This is a genomic window from Mesorhizobium sp. M0293 (assembly GCF_040321735.1).
In the GTDB taxonomy this organism is placed as follows: Bacteria; Pseudomonadota; Alphaproteobacteria; order Rhizobiales; family Rhizobiaceae; genus Mesorhizobium.
In genome coordinates this window covers 1-19,076 of the sequence record NZ_JAMYSA010000051.1, presented here as the reverse complement: position 1 = coordinate 19,076, position 19,076 = coordinate 1, and the positions used below count along the sequence as shown (strand labels likewise).

Annotated in this window: 18 protein-coding genes and 1 pseudogene; 12 read left to right on the top strand and 7 right to left on the bottom strand. The window is 63.2% G+C overall.

The window, feature by feature from the left end:
- Window positions 1–903, bottom strand: coding sequence for a phosphotransferase (locus NKJ06_RS19795; RefSeq protein ID WP_352634942.1), 903 nt, complete (start codon window positions 901–903; stop codon window positions 1–3).
- A gap of 103 nt (window positions 904–1,006) precedes the next feature.
- Between NKJ06_RS19795 and NKJ06_RS19790 the strand changes: the two genes are divergently transcribed.
- Window positions 1,007–1,639, top strand: a complete 633-nt coding sequence (locus NKJ06_RS19790; protein WP_352634940.1) for a class I SAM-dependent DNA methyltransferase — start codon at window positions 1,007–1,009, stop codon at window positions 1,637–1,639.
- 61 nt (window positions 1,640–1,700) lie between these two features.
- Here the strand turns inward: NKJ06_RS19790 and NKJ06_RS19785 are convergent, their stop codons facing one another.
- On the bottom strand, window positions 1,701–4,154 hold the full coding sequence (locus NKJ06_RS19785; protein ID WP_352634939.1) for a GcvT family protein: 2,454 nt from the start codon (window positions 4,152–4,154) through the stop codon (window positions 1,701–1,703).
- On the bottom strand, window positions 4,151–5,038 hold the full coding sequence (locus NKJ06_RS19780) for a phosphotransferase (RefSeq protein ID WP_352634938.1): 888 nt from the start codon (window positions 5,036–5,038) through the stop codon (window positions 4,151–4,153). Before NKJ06_RS19780 ends, NKJ06_RS19785 begins: the two co-directional genes overlap by 4 nt.
- 403 nt (window positions 5,039–5,441) lie before the next feature.
- Here NKJ06_RS19780 and NKJ06_RS19775 point away from each other — a divergent pair, with 403 nt between their 5' ends.
- Window positions 5,442–6,218 carry a DeoR/GlpR family DNA-binding transcription regulator gene (locus NKJ06_RS19775; RefSeq protein ID WP_352634935.1) on the top strand — a complete coding sequence of 259 codons (777 nt, stop codon included), beginning with the start codon at window positions 5,442–5,444 and terminating at the stop codon, window positions 6,216–6,218.
- Window positions 6,219–6,254: 36 nt separating this feature from the next.
- Here the strand turns inward: NKJ06_RS19775 and NKJ06_RS19770 are convergent, their stop codons facing one another.
- Window positions 6,255–7,640 (bottom strand): sensor histidine kinase, encoded by a 1,386-nt coding sequence (locus tag NKJ06_RS19770; RefSeq protein ID WP_352634933.1) that lies wholly within the window; start codon window positions 7,638–7,640, stop codon window positions 6,255–6,257.
- Window positions 7,637–8,311: a response regulator transcription factor gene (locus NKJ06_RS19765; protein ID WP_352634931.1), complete on the bottom strand. Its 675-nt coding sequence runs from the start codon at window positions 8,309–8,311 to the stop codon at window positions 7,637–7,639. Before NKJ06_RS19765 ends, NKJ06_RS19770 begins: the two co-directional genes overlap by 4 nt.
- A gap of 287 nt (window positions 8,312–8,598) precedes the next feature.
- On the opposite strand from NKJ06_RS19765, the pseudogene NKJ06_RS19755 reads away from it, so the two are divergent.
- The 4 genes and pseudogenes from NKJ06_RS19755 (at window position 8,599) to NKJ06_RS19740 (ending at window position 10,792) form a co-directional block, all read left to right on the top strand.
- A pseudogene (locus NKJ06_RS19755) lies at window positions 8,599–9,196 on the top strand (class I SAM-dependent methyltransferase).
- Window positions 9,193–9,423 carry a hypothetical protein gene (locus tag NKJ06_RS19750; RefSeq protein ID WP_352634925.1) on the top strand — a complete coding sequence of 77 codons (231 nt, stop codon included), beginning with the start codon at window positions 9,193–9,195 and terminating at the stop codon, window positions 9,421–9,423. The pseudogene NKJ06_RS19755 and the gene NKJ06_RS19750 overlap by 4 nt, the downstream one beginning before the upstream one ends.
- Window positions 9,386–9,811 (top strand): DedA family protein, encoded by a 426-nt coding sequence (locus NKJ06_RS19745; protein WP_352634923.1) that lies wholly within the window; start codon window positions 9,386–9,388, stop codon window positions 9,809–9,811. The genes NKJ06_RS19750 and NKJ06_RS19745 overlap by 38 nt, the downstream gene beginning before the upstream one ends.
- A 75-nt stretch (window positions 9,812–9,886) precedes the next feature.
- Window positions 9,887–10,792, top strand: coding sequence for a LysR family transcriptional regulator (locus NKJ06_RS19740; protein ID WP_352634921.1), 906 nt, complete (start codon window positions 9,887–9,889; stop codon window positions 10,790–10,792).
- 6 nt (window positions 10,793–10,798) lie between these two features.
- On the opposite strand, the gene NKJ06_RS19735 is transcribed toward NKJ06_RS19740, so the two are convergent.
- A complete protein-coding gene (locus NKJ06_RS19735; protein WP_352634919.1) occupies window positions 10,799–11,281 on the bottom strand; it encodes a helix-turn-helix domain-containing protein in 483 nt (160 codons plus the stop codon).
- Between the two features lie 75 nt (window positions 11,282–11,356).
- Here NKJ06_RS19735 and NKJ06_RS19730 point away from each other — a divergent pair, with 75 nt between their 5' ends.
- The 6 genes from NKJ06_RS19730 (at window position 11,357) to NKJ06_RS19705 (ending at window position 18,323) form a co-directional block, all read left to right on the top strand.
- The gene (locus NKJ06_RS19730; protein ID WP_352634917.1) at window positions 11,357–12,202 is read left to right on the top strand and encodes a class I SAM-dependent methyltransferase; all 846 of its coding nucleotides are present in this window, start codon (window positions 11,357–11,359) and stop codon (window positions 12,200–12,202) included.
- Between the two features lie 214 nt (window positions 12,203–12,416).
- On the top strand, window positions 12,417–13,571 hold the full coding sequence (locus NKJ06_RS19725; protein ID WP_352634915.1) for an ABC transporter substrate-binding protein: 1,155 nt from the start codon (window positions 12,417–12,419) through the stop codon (window positions 13,569–13,571).
- A gap of 217 nt (window positions 13,572–13,788) precedes the next feature.
- On the top strand, window positions 13,789–14,793 hold the full coding sequence (locus NKJ06_RS19720) for an ABC transporter ATP-binding protein (RefSeq protein ID WP_352634913.1): 1,005 nt from the start codon (window positions 13,789–13,791) through the stop codon (window positions 14,791–14,793).
- Window positions 14,794–15,019: 226 nt separating this feature from the next.
- Window positions 15,020–15,985, top strand: coding sequence for an ABC transporter permease (locus NKJ06_RS19715; RefSeq protein ID WP_352810443.1), 966 nt, complete (start codon window positions 15,020–15,022; stop codon window positions 15,983–15,985).
- Window positions 15,975–16,790 (top strand): ABC transporter permease, encoded by an 816-nt coding sequence (locus tag NKJ06_RS19710; RefSeq protein WP_352810442.1) that lies wholly within the window; start codon window positions 15,975–15,977, stop codon window positions 16,788–16,790. Before NKJ06_RS19715 ends, NKJ06_RS19710 begins: the two co-directional genes overlap by 11 nt.
- A gap of 105 nt (window positions 16,791–16,895) precedes the next feature.
- Window positions 16,896–18,323: a gamma-aminobutyraldehyde dehydrogenase gene (locus NKJ06_RS19705; protein WP_352634907.1), complete on the top strand. Its 1,428-nt coding sequence runs from the start codon at window positions 16,896–16,898 to the stop codon at window positions 18,321–18,323.
- Between the two features lie 41 nt (window positions 18,324–18,364).
- Here the strand turns inward: NKJ06_RS19705 and NKJ06_RS19700 are convergent.
- Window positions 18,365–19,076: IS4 family transposase (locus NKJ06_RS19700; protein WP_352810441.1), on the bottom strand; the 712-nt coding region annotated here is incomplete at its 5' end.

Here is a 19,076-nt window from a genome sequence, read left to right as displayed (position 1 = left end):
TCAGCCCTGACGTATAATCGCCAGATGCCGTGAAAACTCCGACGTCTCCATAAGCGCCTTGCAGCGGACAAACCGACCGTCGGCATAGGCGCGGAAATCATCGACCGGATTGTTGTTGGCGAGTTGGATCAGTCCCCACTGCGTCCACAACAAATCGCACATCGCCTTGTAGATGACGATGCGGCCGCGCTCGGCCGGCCTCGCCTCGCCGCCGAAATAGGCGCGCATCATCTCTTCGTCCTGCGCGGCGTCGAATTTGCCTTCCACGCTGAGGTCGCCAAGGTCCCAGAGCGGGTCGTTCATGCCCGAATATTCCCAGTCGACGATCCACATCCGCTCGCCCGTGTCGAGGAAGTTCTCGCACAGCGGATCGCAGTGGCAGGCGACGATGGGCAGCGGATGGGTGGCGAGCGCCGATCGCACAGTCTCGGCCTCGTGCACCACGTCATGGTAGCCGGCGGGCAGGGCGACATCCTTGGTCGACAGCACCTTGAGATAATCGTCGATCATCGCAAACAATTCGAAGCGGAAGGGAAACACCGCGCCTGAATTGTGCAGCTTGCGAAAAGCCTCGCCGGCCCGCGCGGGACTGCCCGGCCGAAGCTTGAATTTTTCCGGCGACATCGTCTCGGCGCCGGCGATGAAGCGCGTCACCATGATTCCGGTGGCGGGGTCGACATGCAGCACCTCAGGGCTGACCCCTGCCTTTGCCGCTTCGCGCGCCGCCACAGCTTCATTGGCCCGGTTGATGTATTCTTCGGTGCCTTTGCCGGGAATACGCAGGCAGAAGTCGCCGGCCCTGAATACCAGATTGGTGAGACCGCCAAGCCGTTCGAGTGGCCCGGTGTAGCCGACCAGCATGGGAATGGCGGCCAATGTCGCGCGCACTTCGTCTGTCACCATGCCTGCGCCCCCACGCTGTTATTTGTCGCAGCGACGGTTCCACAATTTTCGTGCTTTGGCTATCATCCGATGTGAGACCCAAGGAATGGTGGACAGGACAAAAGTGGCGGACAGCAAACATCATGGTGCACTTGGCGCCGTCTATGCGGCCAAGCGCCCGGAGGAGGTCGCAGCACTCTATAACAGCTGGTCGCAGACCTATGACGCCGACATGTCGGCCGCCGGCTATCGCCATCCAACGATCTGCCTTGCGCTGCTAGCGCGCCATCTGCCGCGCGGTTCAGCCCCGCTGCTCGATGCCGGCGCCGGCACCGGGCTGATCGGCGAATGGTTGAACATTGCTGGCTATCCCGAGGTCGAGGCGCTCGACATTTCTGAAGGCATGCTGACTCAGGCGGCGCGCAAAGGCGTCTATTCGGCGCTCCATTGCCTGGCTCTCGGCGGTCATCTGCCCTTTGCCGACGGGGCCTATGCCGGGATCATCTCGGCCGGCGTCTTCACCTCCGGCCATGTCGGCGTCGAGGGGTTGGACGAGTTGATCCGCATCTGCCGACCGGGCGGAGTGATCGTGCTGACCGTCAAGAACACGCTGTGGAAAGCGGGCTTCGCCGCGCGCATCGCCGAGCTCGAAGCGCAAGGCCTCGTCAGCCGCGTCGAGGAAACGAGGCCTTACATCTCCATGCCGGGCGAGGCCGACACCGTGCCGAGCCGCGGTCTCGCTTTGCGCGTGAACTAAAGCAATTCCAGGAAAAGTGTGAAGCGGTTTTCCGTCCGGAATTGCGTCCTATTAAAGAACTCTACGCTTTGACCTTGGCGGCTGTCGGATCGTACATCGGCTCGAGATGGATCTTGGCCGGTGTTCGTTCCATCGCGACCACCAGTTCGTAGTCGCCCGAGGTGAGAAAATCGTCGCTGACGCCATCGGCGTTGCGCACATAGCCGTAGCCGATGTTCTTGCCCAGCGTGTAGCCGTAGCCACCGCTGGTGAGATAGCCGACCAACTCGCCATTGCGCAGGATGGTCTCGCGTCCGAGCAACACGATCTCGGGGTCATCGACCGTGAAGCCGGCAAAGCGTTTCTTTAGTGCCGCGCCGCTGGCCGTCTCGAGCGCTCGCCGCCCAATGAAGTCGGTGTTCTTGCGCAGCTTGACCGCCCAGCCGAGCCCGGCTTCTTGTGGCGTGTCATTGGGCGTGATGTCGGAGCCCCAGGCGCGATAGCCTTTTTCCAACCGCAGCGATTCGAGCGCTCTGTAGCCGACCGGGCGGATGTCATGCGTCTTGCCTGCCGCCATCAGCGCGTCGAAGACTTCGCCGGTGGCCGCGATCGGCACATGCAGTTCCCAGCCGAGCTCGCCGACATAGGTGACGCGCAGCGCCCGAACCGTGTGACCGGCGACAGCGATTTCGCGCACATGGCCGAACAGGAAGCTCGCATTCGACACCTCGGCTTCGGTCACCGCCGAAAGAACGTCGCGCGCCCGGGGACCCATCAGCGACAGCGTGCCGAAGTCCTCCGTGACGTCGACAAGCGTGGCATCGAGGCCTTGGCTGATGTGATCGCTGATCCATGAGGCATCATGCGTACGGAAGCCTGTGCCGGTGACGATGTAGAACTTCTCCTCGGCCAGCCGCGCCACCGTCAGATCCGCCTCGATGCCGCCGCGTGTGTTGAGAAGCTGCGTGTAGGTCAGCCGGCCGACCGGCTTGTTGACGTCGTTGGCGCAGATCCAGTCCAGCGCCTTCAGCGCGTCGGGCCCGCTCAGCTCATATTTGGCAAAGGACGATTGATCGAAGATGCCGACCTTTTCGCGCACATGCCGGTGTTCGCCGCCGACCGTCGCGAACCAGTTCTGCCGGCCCATCGAATAGATGTCCTGCGCCTCGACGCCTTCTGGGGCGAACCAGTTCGGCCGTTCCCAGCCGAGCTTCGAGCCGAACACGGCGCGCTGCTGCTTCAGCCTGTCGTAAAGCGGCGAGACGATGCGCGGCCGCCCGCTGGTGTACTCCTCGTGCGGAAAACCGATCGTATAATGCTTGCCATAGGCCTCCAGCGTGCGCTCGCGTACCCATTGGCGATCACGGTGCAGGTTGGAAAAGCGCCTGATGTCGACCACCCACAGGTCGAGCGGCGCTTCGCCATCGACCACCCACTGCGCCAACACCCAGCCGGCGCCGCCACCCGAGGCGATGCCGAAGGCGTTGAAGCCGGCGCCGACGAACATGTTGGCGCATTCGGGCGCTGTGCCGAGGATGAAATTGCCGTCCGGCGTAAAGCTCTCCGGCCCGTTGATCATCTGCTTGACGCCGACGGTTTCCAGCGCCGGCACCCGCGCGATCGCTTGCATCATGTGCTGTTCGAAATGGTCGTAGTCGTCGTCGAACAGCCGGAACTCCCAATCGTCAGGCACATCGCCTCCGGGGAGATCAGTCGCCCAGGCCTGCGGGTTCGGCTCATAGCCGCCCATCACCAGCCCGCCGACCTCTTCCTTGAAATAGGTGCGCCGGTCCGGGTCGCGGATGGTCGGCGCGTCGGTCGCCAGCCCATCGATCTTCTCGGTGATGATGTACTGATGCTTCACCGGCTGCAGCGGCACGTTGATGCCGGCCATCCCGCCGACCTGCCGCGCCCATTGCCCGGCGCAGTTGACCACCTTGTCGCAGGCGATGTCGCCCTTGCTGGTCTTCACCGCCGTGATGCGGCCGTCCTTCATCTCGAAACCGGTGACGCGGACATCCTCGAACAATTTCGCGCCATGCATGCGCGCGCCCTTGGCCAGCGACTGCGTGATGTCGGAAGGGCTCGCCTGGCCATCGGTCGGCAGCCAGGAGGCTCCGACAAGATCGCCGGTTTCCATGAGCGGCCACATGGCCTTGACCTCCGCCGGCGACAGCAACTGCATGTCCATGCCGAAGCTTTTCGCCGTCGTCGCCAGCCTTTTGTACTCGGTCCAGCGGTTTGCATTGGTGGCGAGCCTGAGGCACCCGGTCATCTTCCAGCCGGTAGCAAGGCCGGTCTCGGCTTCCAGTCCCTTATAGAGGTCGACGGAGTATTTCAGCACGCGGGTGATCGAAGCCGATGAGCGCAGCTGCCCGACGAGGCCGGCGGCATGCCAGGTCGAGCCCGAGGTCAGCTTGCCCTGCTCGAGCAGCACCACGTCGGCCTTGTGGTCGCGCGCCAGATGATAGGCCGTCGAACAGCCGATGATGCCGCCGCCGATGACGACGATCGCGGCCTGGCTAGGCAATGTCATGATTTCTGTGTCCCGTACTTCGTTCTGTAGTTTTCCAGCGCGCCTTCGAGCCGCGTCAGGTTTTCCTCGGTGTAGGCGACGTAGTCGATGCCGGGCGCGTCGAGATACAGCTCGGACACCATGCTCCACATCGCCTCGCGCAGCAGCGAGGCGCATTGCATGGCCGCGTGCGAGCGGCGGATCGCCTCATCCGGTTCCTTCATGAAATAGGCGGTCAGGAAGGCGAAGGATTCCTCGTCGCTCATGCCGGCGTTGGAGGCCACGCCGGCGAGGTCGAACATCGCCGTGTTGAAGCCGGCATATTCGAAGTCGATCAGCCACAGCCTGTTGCCGTCGTCGAGAATGTTGGCCGGCAACAGGTCATTGTGGCCAAAGACGATCGGCAGCAGTTTCTGCGCGCGCTCCAGCTCGTCGGCCAGCGTCAGCAGGCGCGGCAGGTCGCTGCGTTTGCGGCTGCCGCCTTCTTCAAGCGTGCGCGCATAGTCTCGGATGACATGGAACACCCAGAACATGAAGCCGGCCCCGGAGACGTGATTGGGCATCTCCCGGTGGAAGGCGCGCATCAAGGCAGCGACACGGCCAAGGTTGGCGCGCACATCTTCCGCCTGATAGGTTTTGGCGCCAAGAAACTCCGTGACCAGGATGCCCGGTTCGGCATGGAGGACTGCCGGCGCGAAACCGGCGGCATGGGCCGCCCGCGCCGTCATCACCTCGCGCTCGCGAAAGACATGGTGGAACGGATAGTCCTTGCCGAAGCGAACGACATGTTTGCCGGTCGCGTCCGCGACCACATAGTTGGCGTTGCTCAGACCGCCAGGCAATGGTGCGATTTCGATGCCGCCGGTCCAGCAGGGCAGGGCGCGGATGCGTTCTTCGGCAGTCACAGAATCATCCCTGGTTTGCTGGGGGTTCGATAGGGTGCCATAGACAGCGCAACGACGGTGGAGAGAAACGCAAAAATCTCGTCGGTGCGGGATGCCAGGATCGGTATCCCGCACCGCACCGACGAGCCCCTTGGCCAGGTTTTTGAGCCCGGCATCCGCCCCCGCGGATCTGAAAATTCCTTGCGCCCGGCACGTTCCAAACGGCCTGATGCGTGAGTTGCGGCTCTGCCATCATCCTCCCGTTGCAGCTCCGAACCCTGTCTCGATTTCACGCCAGGGTTGCCCGGTTGTCAAGAAAAAGATGTGACCTTTTTTGGGTGTTTTGCCCGAAACCATAAGATAGCTCCTTTAAAAGCGCTTGAATTACCCTAAAATCGGTCAAATTCTCAGTTCGGGGAACCAAATGGCCCAATCCAAACGCCATGGCGAAATCCTGCGGCTCCTGCAGGAAGAAGGCACCGTCACCATCGCCAGTCTGGCCGACCGGCTGGGCGTGTCGCTCGAGACCGTGCGCCGCGACGTCAAACCGCTCACCGGCGACGGCTCGGTCCTCAAGATGCATGGCGCCATCGGCCTGCCGTCGATGGTCGGCGAAGCGCCGTTCGAACGGCGCATGCGTGAGAATGCCGACGCCAAGCGCGTCATTGCCCGCATGGTCGCCGCCACCATTCGCGACGGCGAATCGATCATGCTCGACACCGGCACGACGACCTCGTTCCTTGCCCGAGAGCTGCTGGGCCACCGGCGCCTGACGGTCGTCACCAATTCGTCGGATATCGCCCGCACGCTGGCCACCATCAACGGCAACAAGGTCTATATGGCCGGTGGCGAATTGCGCAGCGATTCCGGCGCTGCCTTCGGCGCCTCGGCCATCGACTTCGTCAGCCGCTTCTCGGTCAGCCACGCCATCATCTCCACCGGTGCCATCGATGCGGTGATGGGCGTCATGGACTATGACCTGGAAGAGGCCGAATTCGCCCGCATGGTGCTGTCGCGCGGCCAGCGTTCACTTGTCATCACCGATCACTCGAAGTTCGGCCGCCAGGGCCTGGTCCAGGTCTGCGGCTTCGACAGTTTTTCCGAACTTGCCAGCGACCGGTCACCGCCGCGCGATATAGCCGCCGCCCTTGCGCAGGCCGGTGCGCGGCTCAGCATCGCCGGCGGGGAAGCCGGGTTTTAGCCGAACACCAGCGATTGATATCAAACGCGCCTACACTCACATGGTGGCTTGCGGGAATGTCTCTACAGGCAAAGCGCGAAAGCTCATCCGGAAGCAGGCGCCGCTCGGCTCGCCGTCGAGCATCTCGATGCGCCCGCCATGCAGTTGCATGATCTCCTGCACCAGGTTGAGGCCGAGCCCCGCGCCGTGATCCTGCGGGCGCAGCCGGTAGAAGGGTTCGAAGATACGCTCCCGCTCGGCCGGAGGCACGCCGCCGCCTTCATCCCGCACTTCGATGATGGCAGGGGCGGTGACGCCGATAGTGATCTTGCCCGAACAGCCGCCATGCTCGATGGCGTTCTGGACGAGATTGGTCACGGCGCGTTCGATTGCCGTTCTGTCGCCGGTGGCGAAAATTGTTTCTCTTTCCGGTTCGAACGACATCTCGTATCCGGCCGAGAACGCCATCGGCGCCAGGTCGACGATGACGCCGCGCGCGATCGCCACAAGGTCGATCCTCTCGAACGGCGTCGTCTGCCGGTCGAGGCGCTGCAGGTCGAGCAACTGGTCGGTCAGCGTCGAAAGCCGGGCTGCGTCCTGCAGCAGCCGCGCCCGTTCCGGTGTCGCCGGCAGCGAGGCGAGACGCGTGTTGAGGATGGCGACCGGCGTGCGGAGTTCGTGTGCGGCGTCGGTCAGGAAGCGTTTGTGGCGCTCATAGCCCTTGTCGAGGCGCGATAGCGCGGCATTCACCGCCTTCACCAGCGGCGTCACTTCCGTCGGCACGTCCTTCAGCGGCAGTTGCGCGCCGCGCTGGTCGATGTCGATGCGTTCGGCCTCGGCGGCCGCATGGCCAAGGCCCGAAAGCGCGCCGCGCACCACCCAGGGCGTGGCGAACAGCGTGGCCAGTGCCATCAGCCCGGCCAGCGGCAATATCCCTTGCAGGAAAAATTGCGGCGCCTGCTGAAGCAGGCGCATGAGCGAAAGGCCGCCCTTGGTCCCGGTGAAGATCTGGACATTGCCGGCCGCCGTGTCGGTCCAGCGTATCTTTCCCCCGGGCGGCGCGGCTTGCCCGATTGCCTGGTCGATACGGGCATCGCTGATGGTGTCCAGCAGTCCGACAAAGGGCTGGAAGATGGTCGGCACCGTTCCTTCCCGCAGCCGCTGCCCTTGCTTGTCGCGAATGATGAACCAGAGGTCCGGAACTCCAGATCGCAGCTTTGCCATGTCCGGCGTCTCGTTGAGGACAAGCTTGCCGCCGATATCGCGTGCCACCGCATCCGCCAGTATGTCCATCGTGCCGTCCTCATAGTCGTGTGGAATAAGCCCGGTTGCCAGCATGGCGCCAACAATGCCGACGATGATCAGTGTCAGCATCGCGCATTGCAGCAATGCGATGCGCAGCACCAGGCTCCATTTCAGCGAACGCGGGCGCTTGATGGTCATGTCGTCTCGCGCAAGAGATAGCCGACGCCGCGAATGCCGTTGATCGTCACCCCGCCATCGGCGTCGGCGAGCTTGCGGCGCAGGCGCGAGACGTGGGTGTCGAGTGCGTTGGACTGGATCTCATCGTCGAGGCCGAACACCGCTTCCATCAGCGCCTCGCGCTGCACCATGCGGCCGGTCCGCCGCATCAGCGTTTCCAGCACCAGGAGTTCGCGGCGCGGCAGGCTGAGTGGCTCGCCACGGATCGACACCTCGCGATGCCCGACATCGAGCACCAAATGGCCGGCGCGGATGAATTGCGACTGCATCGGTACCGGGCGCCTGAGCAGCGCGCGCAACCGGGCCAGCAATTCCTCGAAAGCGAATGGCTTTGCTAGATAATCGTCCGCGCCCATATCCAGCCCGTCGACCTTGTCCGGCGTATCCCCCTTCGCCGTCAGCATCAGCACGGGCGTGGTGTTTTTCGCCGAACGCATTCTGGGCACCAGCGACAGCCCGTCGCCATCCGGCAACTGGCGGTCGAGCAGTATGGCGTCGTAGCTGTCGGTGGCAACGAAGCCTTCCGCCTCGAGCAGCGAGCCCGCGTGATCGACGACCATGTCATGGCGCTTCAGGGCTGCGCGCAAGGCCGAGACCATTTCGGGCTCGTCTTCGACCAGCAAGATACGCATCCATCATCCTCTCACGAAGGCCACTGCTGGGGGCGCTACAGCGCCAACATTGCGCAAGCATGGCAAATCCTGGCGGCCGGCGGCGACAAGTCCTTTCTTTGCATCTGCCACCTTGCGCAATGTCTATGCAATCCAGTCGCCGCAAACAGCACCGGTCGGCACGAACCGCCATGCCGGCATCAAGGCGTCGGGCCCGAATATGCAACAGGTTTGGGTCCGACGCTGAAACGAAATCAAATGGCCGCACCAAACTGATTGTCGCGCTGCTGTCCGGATTGAGGTTAGCTATGTCTGCAAATGATGCTCTGTCTTTTCTCATGGCCTGGACCGCCGCGCCGTTCAGGATCGGCTCCGTCACGCCGTCCAGCTCCAGCCTGGCGGCGCTGATGACGCGCGACATCGGTCCCGACACCGGCCTGTGCTGGAACTTGGTCCTGGAACCGGCCCGTTCACCCGGGCGTTGCTGGCGCGGGGCGTAAACGAAGAGGATCTGACGTGATCGAATCCGATCTGGACTTTGCCGCGCTGCTCAAGCGGCGCTTTCCCGCCGCCCGGGTGTTCGAAATGGATGCCGTCGGTCTGCGCCACCTTTCGCTATTCCCTAGGCCGTTGGTCGGCGCCGCCGTCAGTGGCCTGCCCTTCCTCCTGATTTCCCCGCGCAAGACGCTCGCCATACTTGAAGGCGTTTTCGCAAACCTTCGTCCAGGCGGCGCGCTCTATCAGTTCACGCTTGGTGGACGATGCCCGTTCGACCAGACGCTGCTCGACCGGCTGGATCTGGAAGCGACACGGGTCGGCCGCACCTTCCGCAATTTCCCGCCGGCGACCGTCTATCGCATCGCCAGGATCAAGACGCTCGGCACCTATGACTGGCGCTTCGCATGACGGGGCCGCTGGCGACTATTCTGGGCTTTGGCCTGTTGGGCGTTTTCTGCCTCGCCTTCACCGAAAAGATCCTGCCCGTGCCGCCGTCGCATGTGCTGCTGCTGTTCCTCGGCATGACGGCGGCGCCGGATGGTTTGACGCTGGCGATCGTGCTGATGGTGACGACGCTTGCCTCCACCAGTGGCTGCCTTGTCTGGGTATGCGGTCGGCCGCCGGGTTGGATTTGACCGTGCCGACAGGCTGGTCGACCGTTTCGGCAAATATGTCTTTCTGCGTCATGTGACCTACTGCAGGCTCGGCCAGGCCTATCGGCGCCATCATGTCCGGGTCTCGTTGCTGGCGCAGTTCATCCCGACGGTGCGCAATTACCTGCCGATCGCCGCCGGCGCGCTCTGTCTTCCTGTTTGGCCCTTTGCTGCCGTAACGCTACTCGGCGCCACGCTCTGGAACGCGGGCTTTCTCTTGACCGGCTACCTGCTGCGCGGCAGTGGCCAGGATTCCTTCACGGTGGGCCTGCGCATCATTGTCATTGTCGTGGCTCTGGAGACGGCATTCATGCTCGCGCTTCGCTATGGCCCCGCATGCCGGCGGCGCATCAAGCTGGTGCTCGGCTGAGCGCCATCTCTCCGGTCATTGGATAAGCTCTGCCGTCGGCTTTCCTTCGCTTCCACGCCGGTGTTTAGTCCGGCCATGGCTTTCACCATCCGCCAGTTGCAGTTCTTCATCGCCGTGGCCGAGCAAGGCACGGTGTCGGGTGCCGCGCAGAACCTCTCCATCTCGCAATCGTCGGTCACCGAAGCGATCAAGGAACTCGAAAGCGATCTTGGCGTCGAACTGTTCGAACGCCATCCGCGCGGCCTCAACATCACCCACAAGGGCCACCAGTTCCTGCGCCATGCGACAAAGATCCTCGCCGATGTTTCCGACGCGCGCCGCTCTTTCTCAGACGAACAGGCGGCAGTGGGCGGACGACTGCAGCTCGGCGTCACCTCGCTGGTCGCCGGTTATGTGCTGTCGGATCTGCTTGCCCGTTATCGCCGTGCCTATCCCGGCGTCGAGGTCTCGGCCATCGAGGACAATGGCGATTATCTCGAACATCTCTTGATCGGCGGCAAGCTCGACATTGCCGTCATGGTCACCTCCAATTTGCGCGACCGCACCGCGCTGCAGTCGGAAATCCTCGAAGTCTCGGCCTATCGGCTGTGGCTGCCGCTCGGTCATCCGCTCGCCAGCGCTGACATCATCAGCATCGGCGACATTGCCTCCGAAACGCTGATTATGTTGACCGTCGACGAGATCGAGGAAAACACCGGCAAGCTGCTGACGGCAATTGGCGCCAAGCCGCATGTCGCCTTCCGTACACGTTCCGTAGAAGCCGTGCGCAGTCTCGTCGCCACCGGCGCTGGCGTGGCGCTGCTGCCCGATCTCGTCTACCGGCCCTGGTCGCTGGAAGGCGACCGCATCGAGTCGCGCGATATTTCCGGCTCCTTGCCGGTGGTCCAGGTCGGCATGGTCTGGCGGCGCGGCTCCGGCCTGCCGCAGGCTGCGCGCGATTTCATCGGCCTTGCCCAATCGCAACGGACGGTCCGCCGCTAGTGTGGCCTACTCCAAGTTGACGTCGCCAGTCTTGCGCTCGCGCCTTGAGACAGAAACCGCCTCCGCCTTGAACGGCCCGATTGGAGCAACCTCGAAGCGGCCGGCGCCGGCAAGCCTGACGGCGCGGCGGAACGTCGGACACTCCATCGGCCGGGCTGCCGGACATCGGGCGGCGTGACGCAAAGCCTCTCGGATCGCGGTCAGGCGCTGGATGGTTTGGTCAAGTTCGTTCGCCTTGGCATCAAGGCGCCTTCGATCCATTTTCGGCAGGCCGTCGGGCGTCAGCATCGCGGAAATCTCGTCCAGTGCAAATCCTCCGGCGCGTCCAAGCGCGATCAAGGCGAGCCGTTCCAGGACGGCCGGGTCGAACAAGCGGCGCTGGCCGCGACGGCCGATCGAGGCAATGAGGCCCTTCTCGTCGTAGTAGCGAAGTGTCGAGGCGGGCACGCCGGTGCGGCGTGACACTTCGGCAATATCCATATCTTTCATGCTTGACCTCAAGTCGGCTTGAACTCGTAGAGTGCTCGCGACGAGCGGTGAGAGCAACAGAAAGTGAGGTCCGTTATGCCACAATCCGCGCAGCCAAACACACGGCAAGCCGCGCTCTGGAATGATGTCAGCGGAAAGGCCTGGGTCGAGATGCAGCCGATCCTCGACGAGGTACTGGCGCCGTTCGAGCGGCTGGTAGTCGATGCCGGCTATCCCGGGGAAGGGGGCAATGTCCTGGACATCGGCTGCGGCGCCGGCGCTACAACTCTGGCGATGGCGCGCCTCGTGGGCAAGGACGGACGTTGTGTTGGGCTTGATATCTCGCAGCCGCTTGTCGCCCTGGCGACGGAGCGCATGCGGCGGGAATTGGTAGCAAACGCAAGTTTTGAAGTGGGCGATGCCCAGGCATATGCATTCGAATCCGGGCACTTCGACGCTGTTGTCTCGCGCTTTGGTGTCATGTTCTTCGATGATCCCGTGGCCGCGTTCACCAACATAAGACGGGCCGCAAGGCGCGGTGGCAAACTCGCCTTTGTTGCTTGGCGCAGTCCGGTCGAGAATGATTTCATGACGACCGCTGCGCGAGCGGCTGCGCCTTTCCTGCCGCCCGCACCCGCGCAAGACCCCGATGCGCCGGGGCAGTTTGCCTTTGCCGACGGCGCCAAGGTGAAGCGGATCCTTGACGCGAGCGGCTGGGCATCGATCGAAGTCGAACAGGCGGACGTCCTGTGTCAGATCGCCCAAGACGATCTGATGACGTATGTCACCCGGCTAGGGTCGGTCGGCGCCGCGCTGCGCGAGGTTGACCGGGCAACGGCCGAAAAAATCACTACGGTGTTGCCTGCTGCGTTCGCGCCTTTCGTGGAGGACGGTGAGGCTCGCTTCAATGCGGCCTGCTGGCTGGTGACGGCGCTGGCTTGAAGGGGCGTCTGGCTATCGGAAAAACCGATATCACCCTTCTGATAAATGAATTTGCGAAACCGGAATTTTCCAAGCACTTTCCGATTCCAGGGATCAAGCCGCCATTCAGAGCGGCATCAAGTCCAACGGACTGACTTTTTCAGTTTGCGCGTGACTTCCTGGCGAAGACCGAAAACCGGCCTTCGCAGTCAGGCGCCTAAATGGGAGATCGACAATGAATTCATTCCTGAAGTCATGCACTGCTCTGACGGTCGCGCTGACCTTTTCCGGTCAGGCCGTCGCCCAGGTCAAGGAACTGGGCAAGGGCGAAGGCCAGGTCAACATCGTGGCCTGGCCGGGCTACATCGAGCGCGGCGAAACCGACAAGGGCTATGACTGGGTGAGCTCCTTCGAGAAGGAGACCGGCTGCAAGGTCAACGTCAAGACCGCCAACACGTCAGATGAAATGGTCTCGCTGATGAATGAGGGTGGTTTCGACCTCGTCACCGCTTCAGGCGATGCCTCGCTGCGCCTCGTTGCCGGCAAGCGCGTACAGCCGATCAACACCGATCTCATCCCGAGCTGGAAGACGGTCGACGAGCGCCTCAAGGACGCGCCGTGGTTCACCGTCGGCGGCGCCCACTACGGCGTTCCCTACCAGTGGGGTCCCAATGTCCTGATGTACAACACCGACGTGTTCAAGGAGGCTCCCAAGAGCTGGAACATCGTCTTCGAGGAAATGAAGCTGCCGGACGGCAAGTCCAACAAGGGGCGCGTGCAGGCCTATGACGGGCCGATCCACATCGCGGATGCCGCCAACTATCTGATGTTCCACAAGCCGGAACTCGGCATCAAGGATCCCTATGAACTGAACGAGGACCAGTACAAGGCAGCGCTCGACCTGCTGCGCGTCCAGCGCACCCTGGTCGGCCGCTATTGGCATGACGCCGCTATCCAGGTCGACGATTTCCAGAACGAAGGCGTCGTCGCTTCCGGTTCGTGGCCGTATCAGGTCAATACGCTGGTTGCCGCCAAGAAGCCGGTCGCTTCGACCATTCCGGAGGAGGGCGCAACCGGTTGGGCCGACACCACGATGATGGAAGCCGACTCGGCCAATCCCAACTGCGCCTATATGTGGATGGAACATTCGCTGTCGCCCAAGGTGCAGGGCGATGTCTCGGCCTGGTTTGGTTCGCTGCCCGTCGTGCCAGCCGCCTGTAAGGGCAATGAGCTTTTGACCGACGAAGGCTGCAAGACCAACGGCTACGACAATTTCGGCAAGATCAAGTTCTGGAAGACCCCAGTGTCGAAATGCGCCACCCAGAACGACCAGTGCGTGCCCTACTACCGCTGGGTGTCGGACTATATCGGCGTCATCGGCGGTCGTTAAGCGCCCTTCCCTCCCCTTGTGGGAGGGTCGACGCGCAGCGTCGGGGTGGGGGTTCGCCCAGACACGATTTTGCCTATGAGGCCGCCCCCCACCGTGGCCTTTGCTGCGACCTCCCCCATCGAGGGGAGGTGTAGTGGCGCGCGAATTCGCATCCCCTGCCAGGATTTGCAGGCGAGGTGATCGACAGAACTAAAATCGGCAACAGACTGACAGCACCATGACATCAGCCGTTTCCTTCCAGAAAGCCTCGCGCCATTTCGGCAGCGTTCGCGCCGTTGACGCGGTCGATCTCGACATCGCGCCGGGCGAATTCTTCGCTATGCTTGGGCCGTCCGGCTCCGGCAAGACCACATGCCTGCGCCTCATTGCCGGTTTCGAGCAGCCGACCTCGGGTTCGCTCTCGATCTTCGGCGAACGCGCCGAGGGCGTTCCGCCCTATCGCCGCAACGTCAACACCGTGTTCCAGGACTATGCGCTGTTCCCGCATCTGAACGTGCTCGACAACGTCGCCTACGGGCTGATGGTCAAGGGCGCCGGCAAGGCTCAGCGGCACAAGGCGGCGGAAGAGGCGTTGTCGCTGGTCCGGCTGCCCGGCTATGGCGCGCGCCGTCCGGGCCAGCTTTCCGGCGGCCAGCGCCAGCGCGTCGCGCTCGCCCGCGCGCTGGTCAACCAGCCCAAGGTGCTGCTGCTCGACGAGCCGCTCGGCGCGCTCGACCTCAAATTGCGCGAGAACATGCAGGAGGAACTGAAGTCGCTGCAGAAGGCGCTCGGCATCACCTTCGTCTTCGTCACCCACGACCAGGGCGAAGCACTGTCGATGGCCGATCGCGTCGCCGTCTTCAACGATGGCAAGATCATGCAGATCGGCACGCCGGAGGATATCTACCAGCGGCCGAAGACGCGTTTTGTTGCCGATTTCGTCGGCTCCTCAAACGTGCTGCCGCCGGACTTCGTCCAGCGTTACTCCGGTCAGCATCGCTGGGGCAGTCTGCGCCCTGAATCCATTCGTGTCGGGCGCGCGGCCAGCGGGGTTGGCGAAGGCGTGTCCGCACGCCTCGTCTCGACCAATTATCTCGGTGCCACGACGAAGCTGGCGCTCGACGCCGACGGGCTGCGGTTGCACGCCATCGTGCCGGCCGGCACGGCCTTGCCGGGGGAAGGCGAGACGGTCGTGCTCACCTTCAACCGCGAGCATCTGCACCTGATGGATGAGCCGGCATGACGAAGGCTTGCGCGAAGCGCCCCCCTCTGTCCTGCCGGACATCTCCCCCGCAAGGGGGGAGATCAGCAGCTTGTCTGCCTCACCAGTTTTGCAGTGTTGGAAGCTGGCGAAGCCTGTGGGGACAGCCAATCTCCCCCCTTGCGGGGGAGATGTCCGGCAGGACAGAGGGGGGTGTGAAGGATCGCGGCCTTGCGGCCATTGATCCAATCAGCACGGCAGCCGCGTCATGACAATCGCCGCGCTCAACCCAAATCCCACCCCCGCCATCCTGCCGGGCAGCGGCGGCTTGCGCGGCGCCCTGTCGGACCTCTTCTGGCGCAAGCCGAAGGTCCTGCTGCTGCTCATGCTGCTGCCGCCCGTGCTGTGGCTCGGCATCGTCTATATCGGCTCGCTGTTCGCGCTGCTGGCGCAGAGCTTTTTCTCCATCGACGAGTTTTCCGGCCTCATCAACCGCGAATTCACCTTGAAGACCTACGGCGACCTGTTCCAGGCCGCCAATCTCGACATCATCCTGCGCACGGTGACCATGGCGGCTCTGGTCACGCTGGCCTCTGCGGTCATAGCCTTCCCGATCGCCTACTACGCGGCGCGCTATACGCGCGGCCGCTGGAAGGCGCTGTTCTACCTCGGCATCATGCTGCCGCTGTGGTCGAGCTATCTGGTCAAGATCTACGCCTGGAAGCTGATCCTGGCCAAGGAAGGCATCCTCACCTGGCTGCTCGCCAAGCTGCACCTGTTGTGGGTGCTCGACGCCTGGCTGTCGCTGCCGGTCGTCGGCGGCAATTCGCTGTCGGTGTCGTTCACCGGCACCTTCATCGTCTTCGTCTATGTCTGGCTGCCGTTCATGATCCTGCCCGTGCAGGCCGCACTTGAGCGCGTCCCCGGCAATCTGGTCGAGGCCTCGTCCGATTTGGGGGCTTCGCCCGGACAGACCTTCCGCAACGTGCTGTTCCCGCTGGCGCTGCCGGGCATCGTCGCCGGTTCGATCTTCACCTTCTCGCTGACGCTGGGGGACTACATCATCCCGCAGATCATCGGCACGTCGCGCCTGTTCGTCGGCCAGGCGGTCTATTCGCAGCAAGGCACCGCCGGCAACATCCCGCTCGCCGCCGCCTTCACCGTGGTGCCGATCGTCATCATGGGCTTCTATCTCTGGGGCGCCAAGCGCATGGGGGCCTTCGATGCGCTCTGATGGTTCCCAGTCGGCTCCGCGCGGCCTAAAGATAGACGCCGCCTGCGGGCTGCTGTTCCTGCATCTGCCGATCCTGCTGATCTTCGTTTATGCCTTCACCACCGAGGAGAAGAGTTTTGTCTGGCCGCCGCCCGGACTGACGACGCAATGGTTCGCCGTCACCTGGAACCGGCCGGATGTCTGGCAGGCGCTGTCGCTTTCGGTCAGGGTCGCGGCCATCTCGACAGCGATTGCGCTCATCCTTGGCACGCTCTGTTCGGCGGCGGTGTCGCGGACAAAATTCTTCGGCCGCGAAACCATCTCGCTGCTGGTCATCCTGCCGATCGCGCTGCCCGGCATCATCACCGGTATCGCGCTGCGCTCGGCCTTTTCGCTTGCCGATATCCCGTTCTCGTTCTGGACGATCGTGCTTGGCCACGCCACCTTCTGCGTCGTGGTCGTCTACAACAACGCCGTCGCCCGTTTCCGCCGCACCTCCGGTTCGATGATCGAGGCGTCGATGGATCTCGGCGCCGACGGTTTTCAGACCTTCCGCCATGTCGTGCTGCCCAACATCGCCACGGCGCTGCTTGCCGGCGGCATGCTGGCCTTCGCGCTGTCCTTCGACGAGGTCATCGTCACCACCTTCACAGCCGGCCAGCAGCAGACGCTGCCGATCTGGATGCTGGAAGAGCTGATCCGTCCGCGCCAGCGCCCGGTCACCAATGTCGTCGCCATGGTCGTGGTGCTGGTGACGCTCCTGCCGATCCTTGCCGCCTATTACCTCACCCGCGACGGCGATCAGATCGCTGGAAGCGGGAAATGAAAAACAGCGAATAGGGAGTAGCCAATAGCGAATAGGGAAGATCGACGGTCAAACCCTACTCGCTATTCGCCACTCGCTATTCGCTCCTGTTAAGGGAGAAACCTTATGGACACCCAAATGCTGATCGGCTCGAAATTCGAGAAGGGTACCGAGACCGAGGAACCGATCCTCAATCCCAAGACCGGGGCGACCATCCTCAACCTGCCCGAGGCCAACCAGGCACAGATCGAGGCGGCTGTCACTGCCGCCGAACAAGCGTTCGTCTTGTGGTCGCGCACCACGCCGGCCCAGCGCTCAGGCTATCTCCTGAAGATCGCCGACCGCATCGAAGCCGACGCCAAGGGGTTCGCCACGCTCGAGGCGCTCAACTGCGGCAAGCCGATCAACGCCGTGCTCAATGACGAAATCCCGGCGATCGTCGATTGTTATCGCTTCTTCGCCGGCGCCGTTCGCTCGATGCCGGGCGTGGCCGCGGGCGAATACATTCCCGGCCACACCTCGATGGTCCGCCGCGACGCCATCGGCATCGTCGCTTCCATCGCGCCGTGGAACTACCCGCTGATGATGATGGCCTGGAAGTTGGCGCCGGCGATCGCCGGCGGTAACACCGTCGTCTTCAAGCCGTCCGAGCAGACACCGCTGACGGCGCTGAAGTTGGCAAAAATCCTTGCCGAGATCCTGCCCAAAGGCGTCGTCAACGTCGTGCTTGGCCGCGGCGACAGCGTCGGCAACACGCTGATCAACCACCCCAAGGTCAACATGATCTCGATCACCGGTGATGTCGCCACCGGCAAGAAGGTGCTGCAGGCGGCCGCCAAGTCGGTCAAGCGCACGCATCTCGAACTCGGCGGCAAGGCGCCGGTCATCGTCTTCGACGACGCCGACCTCGGCGCCGTGGTCAATGGCCTGCGCGCCTTCGGCTATTACAATGCCGGCCAGGACTGCACCGCCGCCTGCCGCATCTACGCCGGCAAGAAGATCTACGACAAGCTCGTCGCCGATCTGTCATCGGCCGTCTCGACCATCAAGTACAACCGTCCCGACGACACCGAAAACGAGATCGGTCCGCTGATTTCGCGCCGCCAGCGCGACCGCGTCTCCAGCTTCGTCGAGCGCGCTTCGGAACTGAAGCACATCGAGATCACCACCGGCGGCAAGCCGGGCGAGGGCTCCGGCTTCTACTACCAGCCGACCGTCGTTGCCGGCGCGCTGCAGGAAGACGAGATCGTACGCCGCGAAGTGTTCGGGCCGGTCGTCTCGGTCACTCGTTTTTCCGAGGTCGACGAGGCTGTGAGCTGGGCCAATGACAGCGACTACGGCCTGGCGTCATCGGTATGGACCAAGGACGTCTCGCGGGCCATGGCGACGGCCGCGCGCCTGCAATATGGCTGCACCTGGATCAACACCCATTTCATGCTCACCAACGAGATGCCGCATGGCGGACTGAAGCAGTCCGGCTACGGCAAGGACATGTCGCTCTACGCGCTGGAAGACTACACCGCCGTGCGCCATGTGATGGTTGCGCATAGCTAGCTTTCCCTTCTCCCCGTTCACGCAGGACTGTCCGGGGAAAGTTATTCATATATGAAGGCCATCTGATTGAGGGAGGATCGGTCTCTTGGTCGGCTCGGATTGACCGGCGGCGGCTTGTCGATGGCGTGTATTTTTCGCCGCCCGAACAAGTATTGGGCGACCAGCTCTGTGAACCTCAGGATTGGAATGGCGACACGGCTGTTGCGCGCGGCGATGCGCAGCAGCGCATAGGCGATCATTGCCGCGAAGAGTTGCAGGCGGATTGCATTGCCGTTGTTGCCCAGGAACTTGCCGATCTTGAGGTGCTGCTTGATCCAGCGGAACAGAAGCTCGATTTGCCAGCGGCCTTTGTAGAGCTGCCCGATCTCGACTGCGGAGCGCTCCATGTCGTTGGTCAAAAGCATGATGGTGTCGCCTTCCTGGCGCTGGATGCGCAGGCGCCGCAGGCGTATCGGCAGCTTGCAAGCGCCCTTGCTGACCAGGTTCACCTCACTGTCTTCCAGGATCAGGAAGCCGTCGCCCTGCGGCTCGGCCACGGGGCGGTTGCACACCTGCGCCAGCCTCATGTTGGTCTTGGGCCGCGTCACGAAGACCGACCCGGCCTCGGCGATCGCCGTCCACCAGCCATAGTGGCAATAGCCCTTGTCGAACACATAGGTCGCCGCGGACTCGATAGTGATCCGGCGACCGATCTGGGCGTCGTTGACGTTGGCGTCGGTGATGTCGAGGACGCGCGGATGGTCGGCCTTCGGG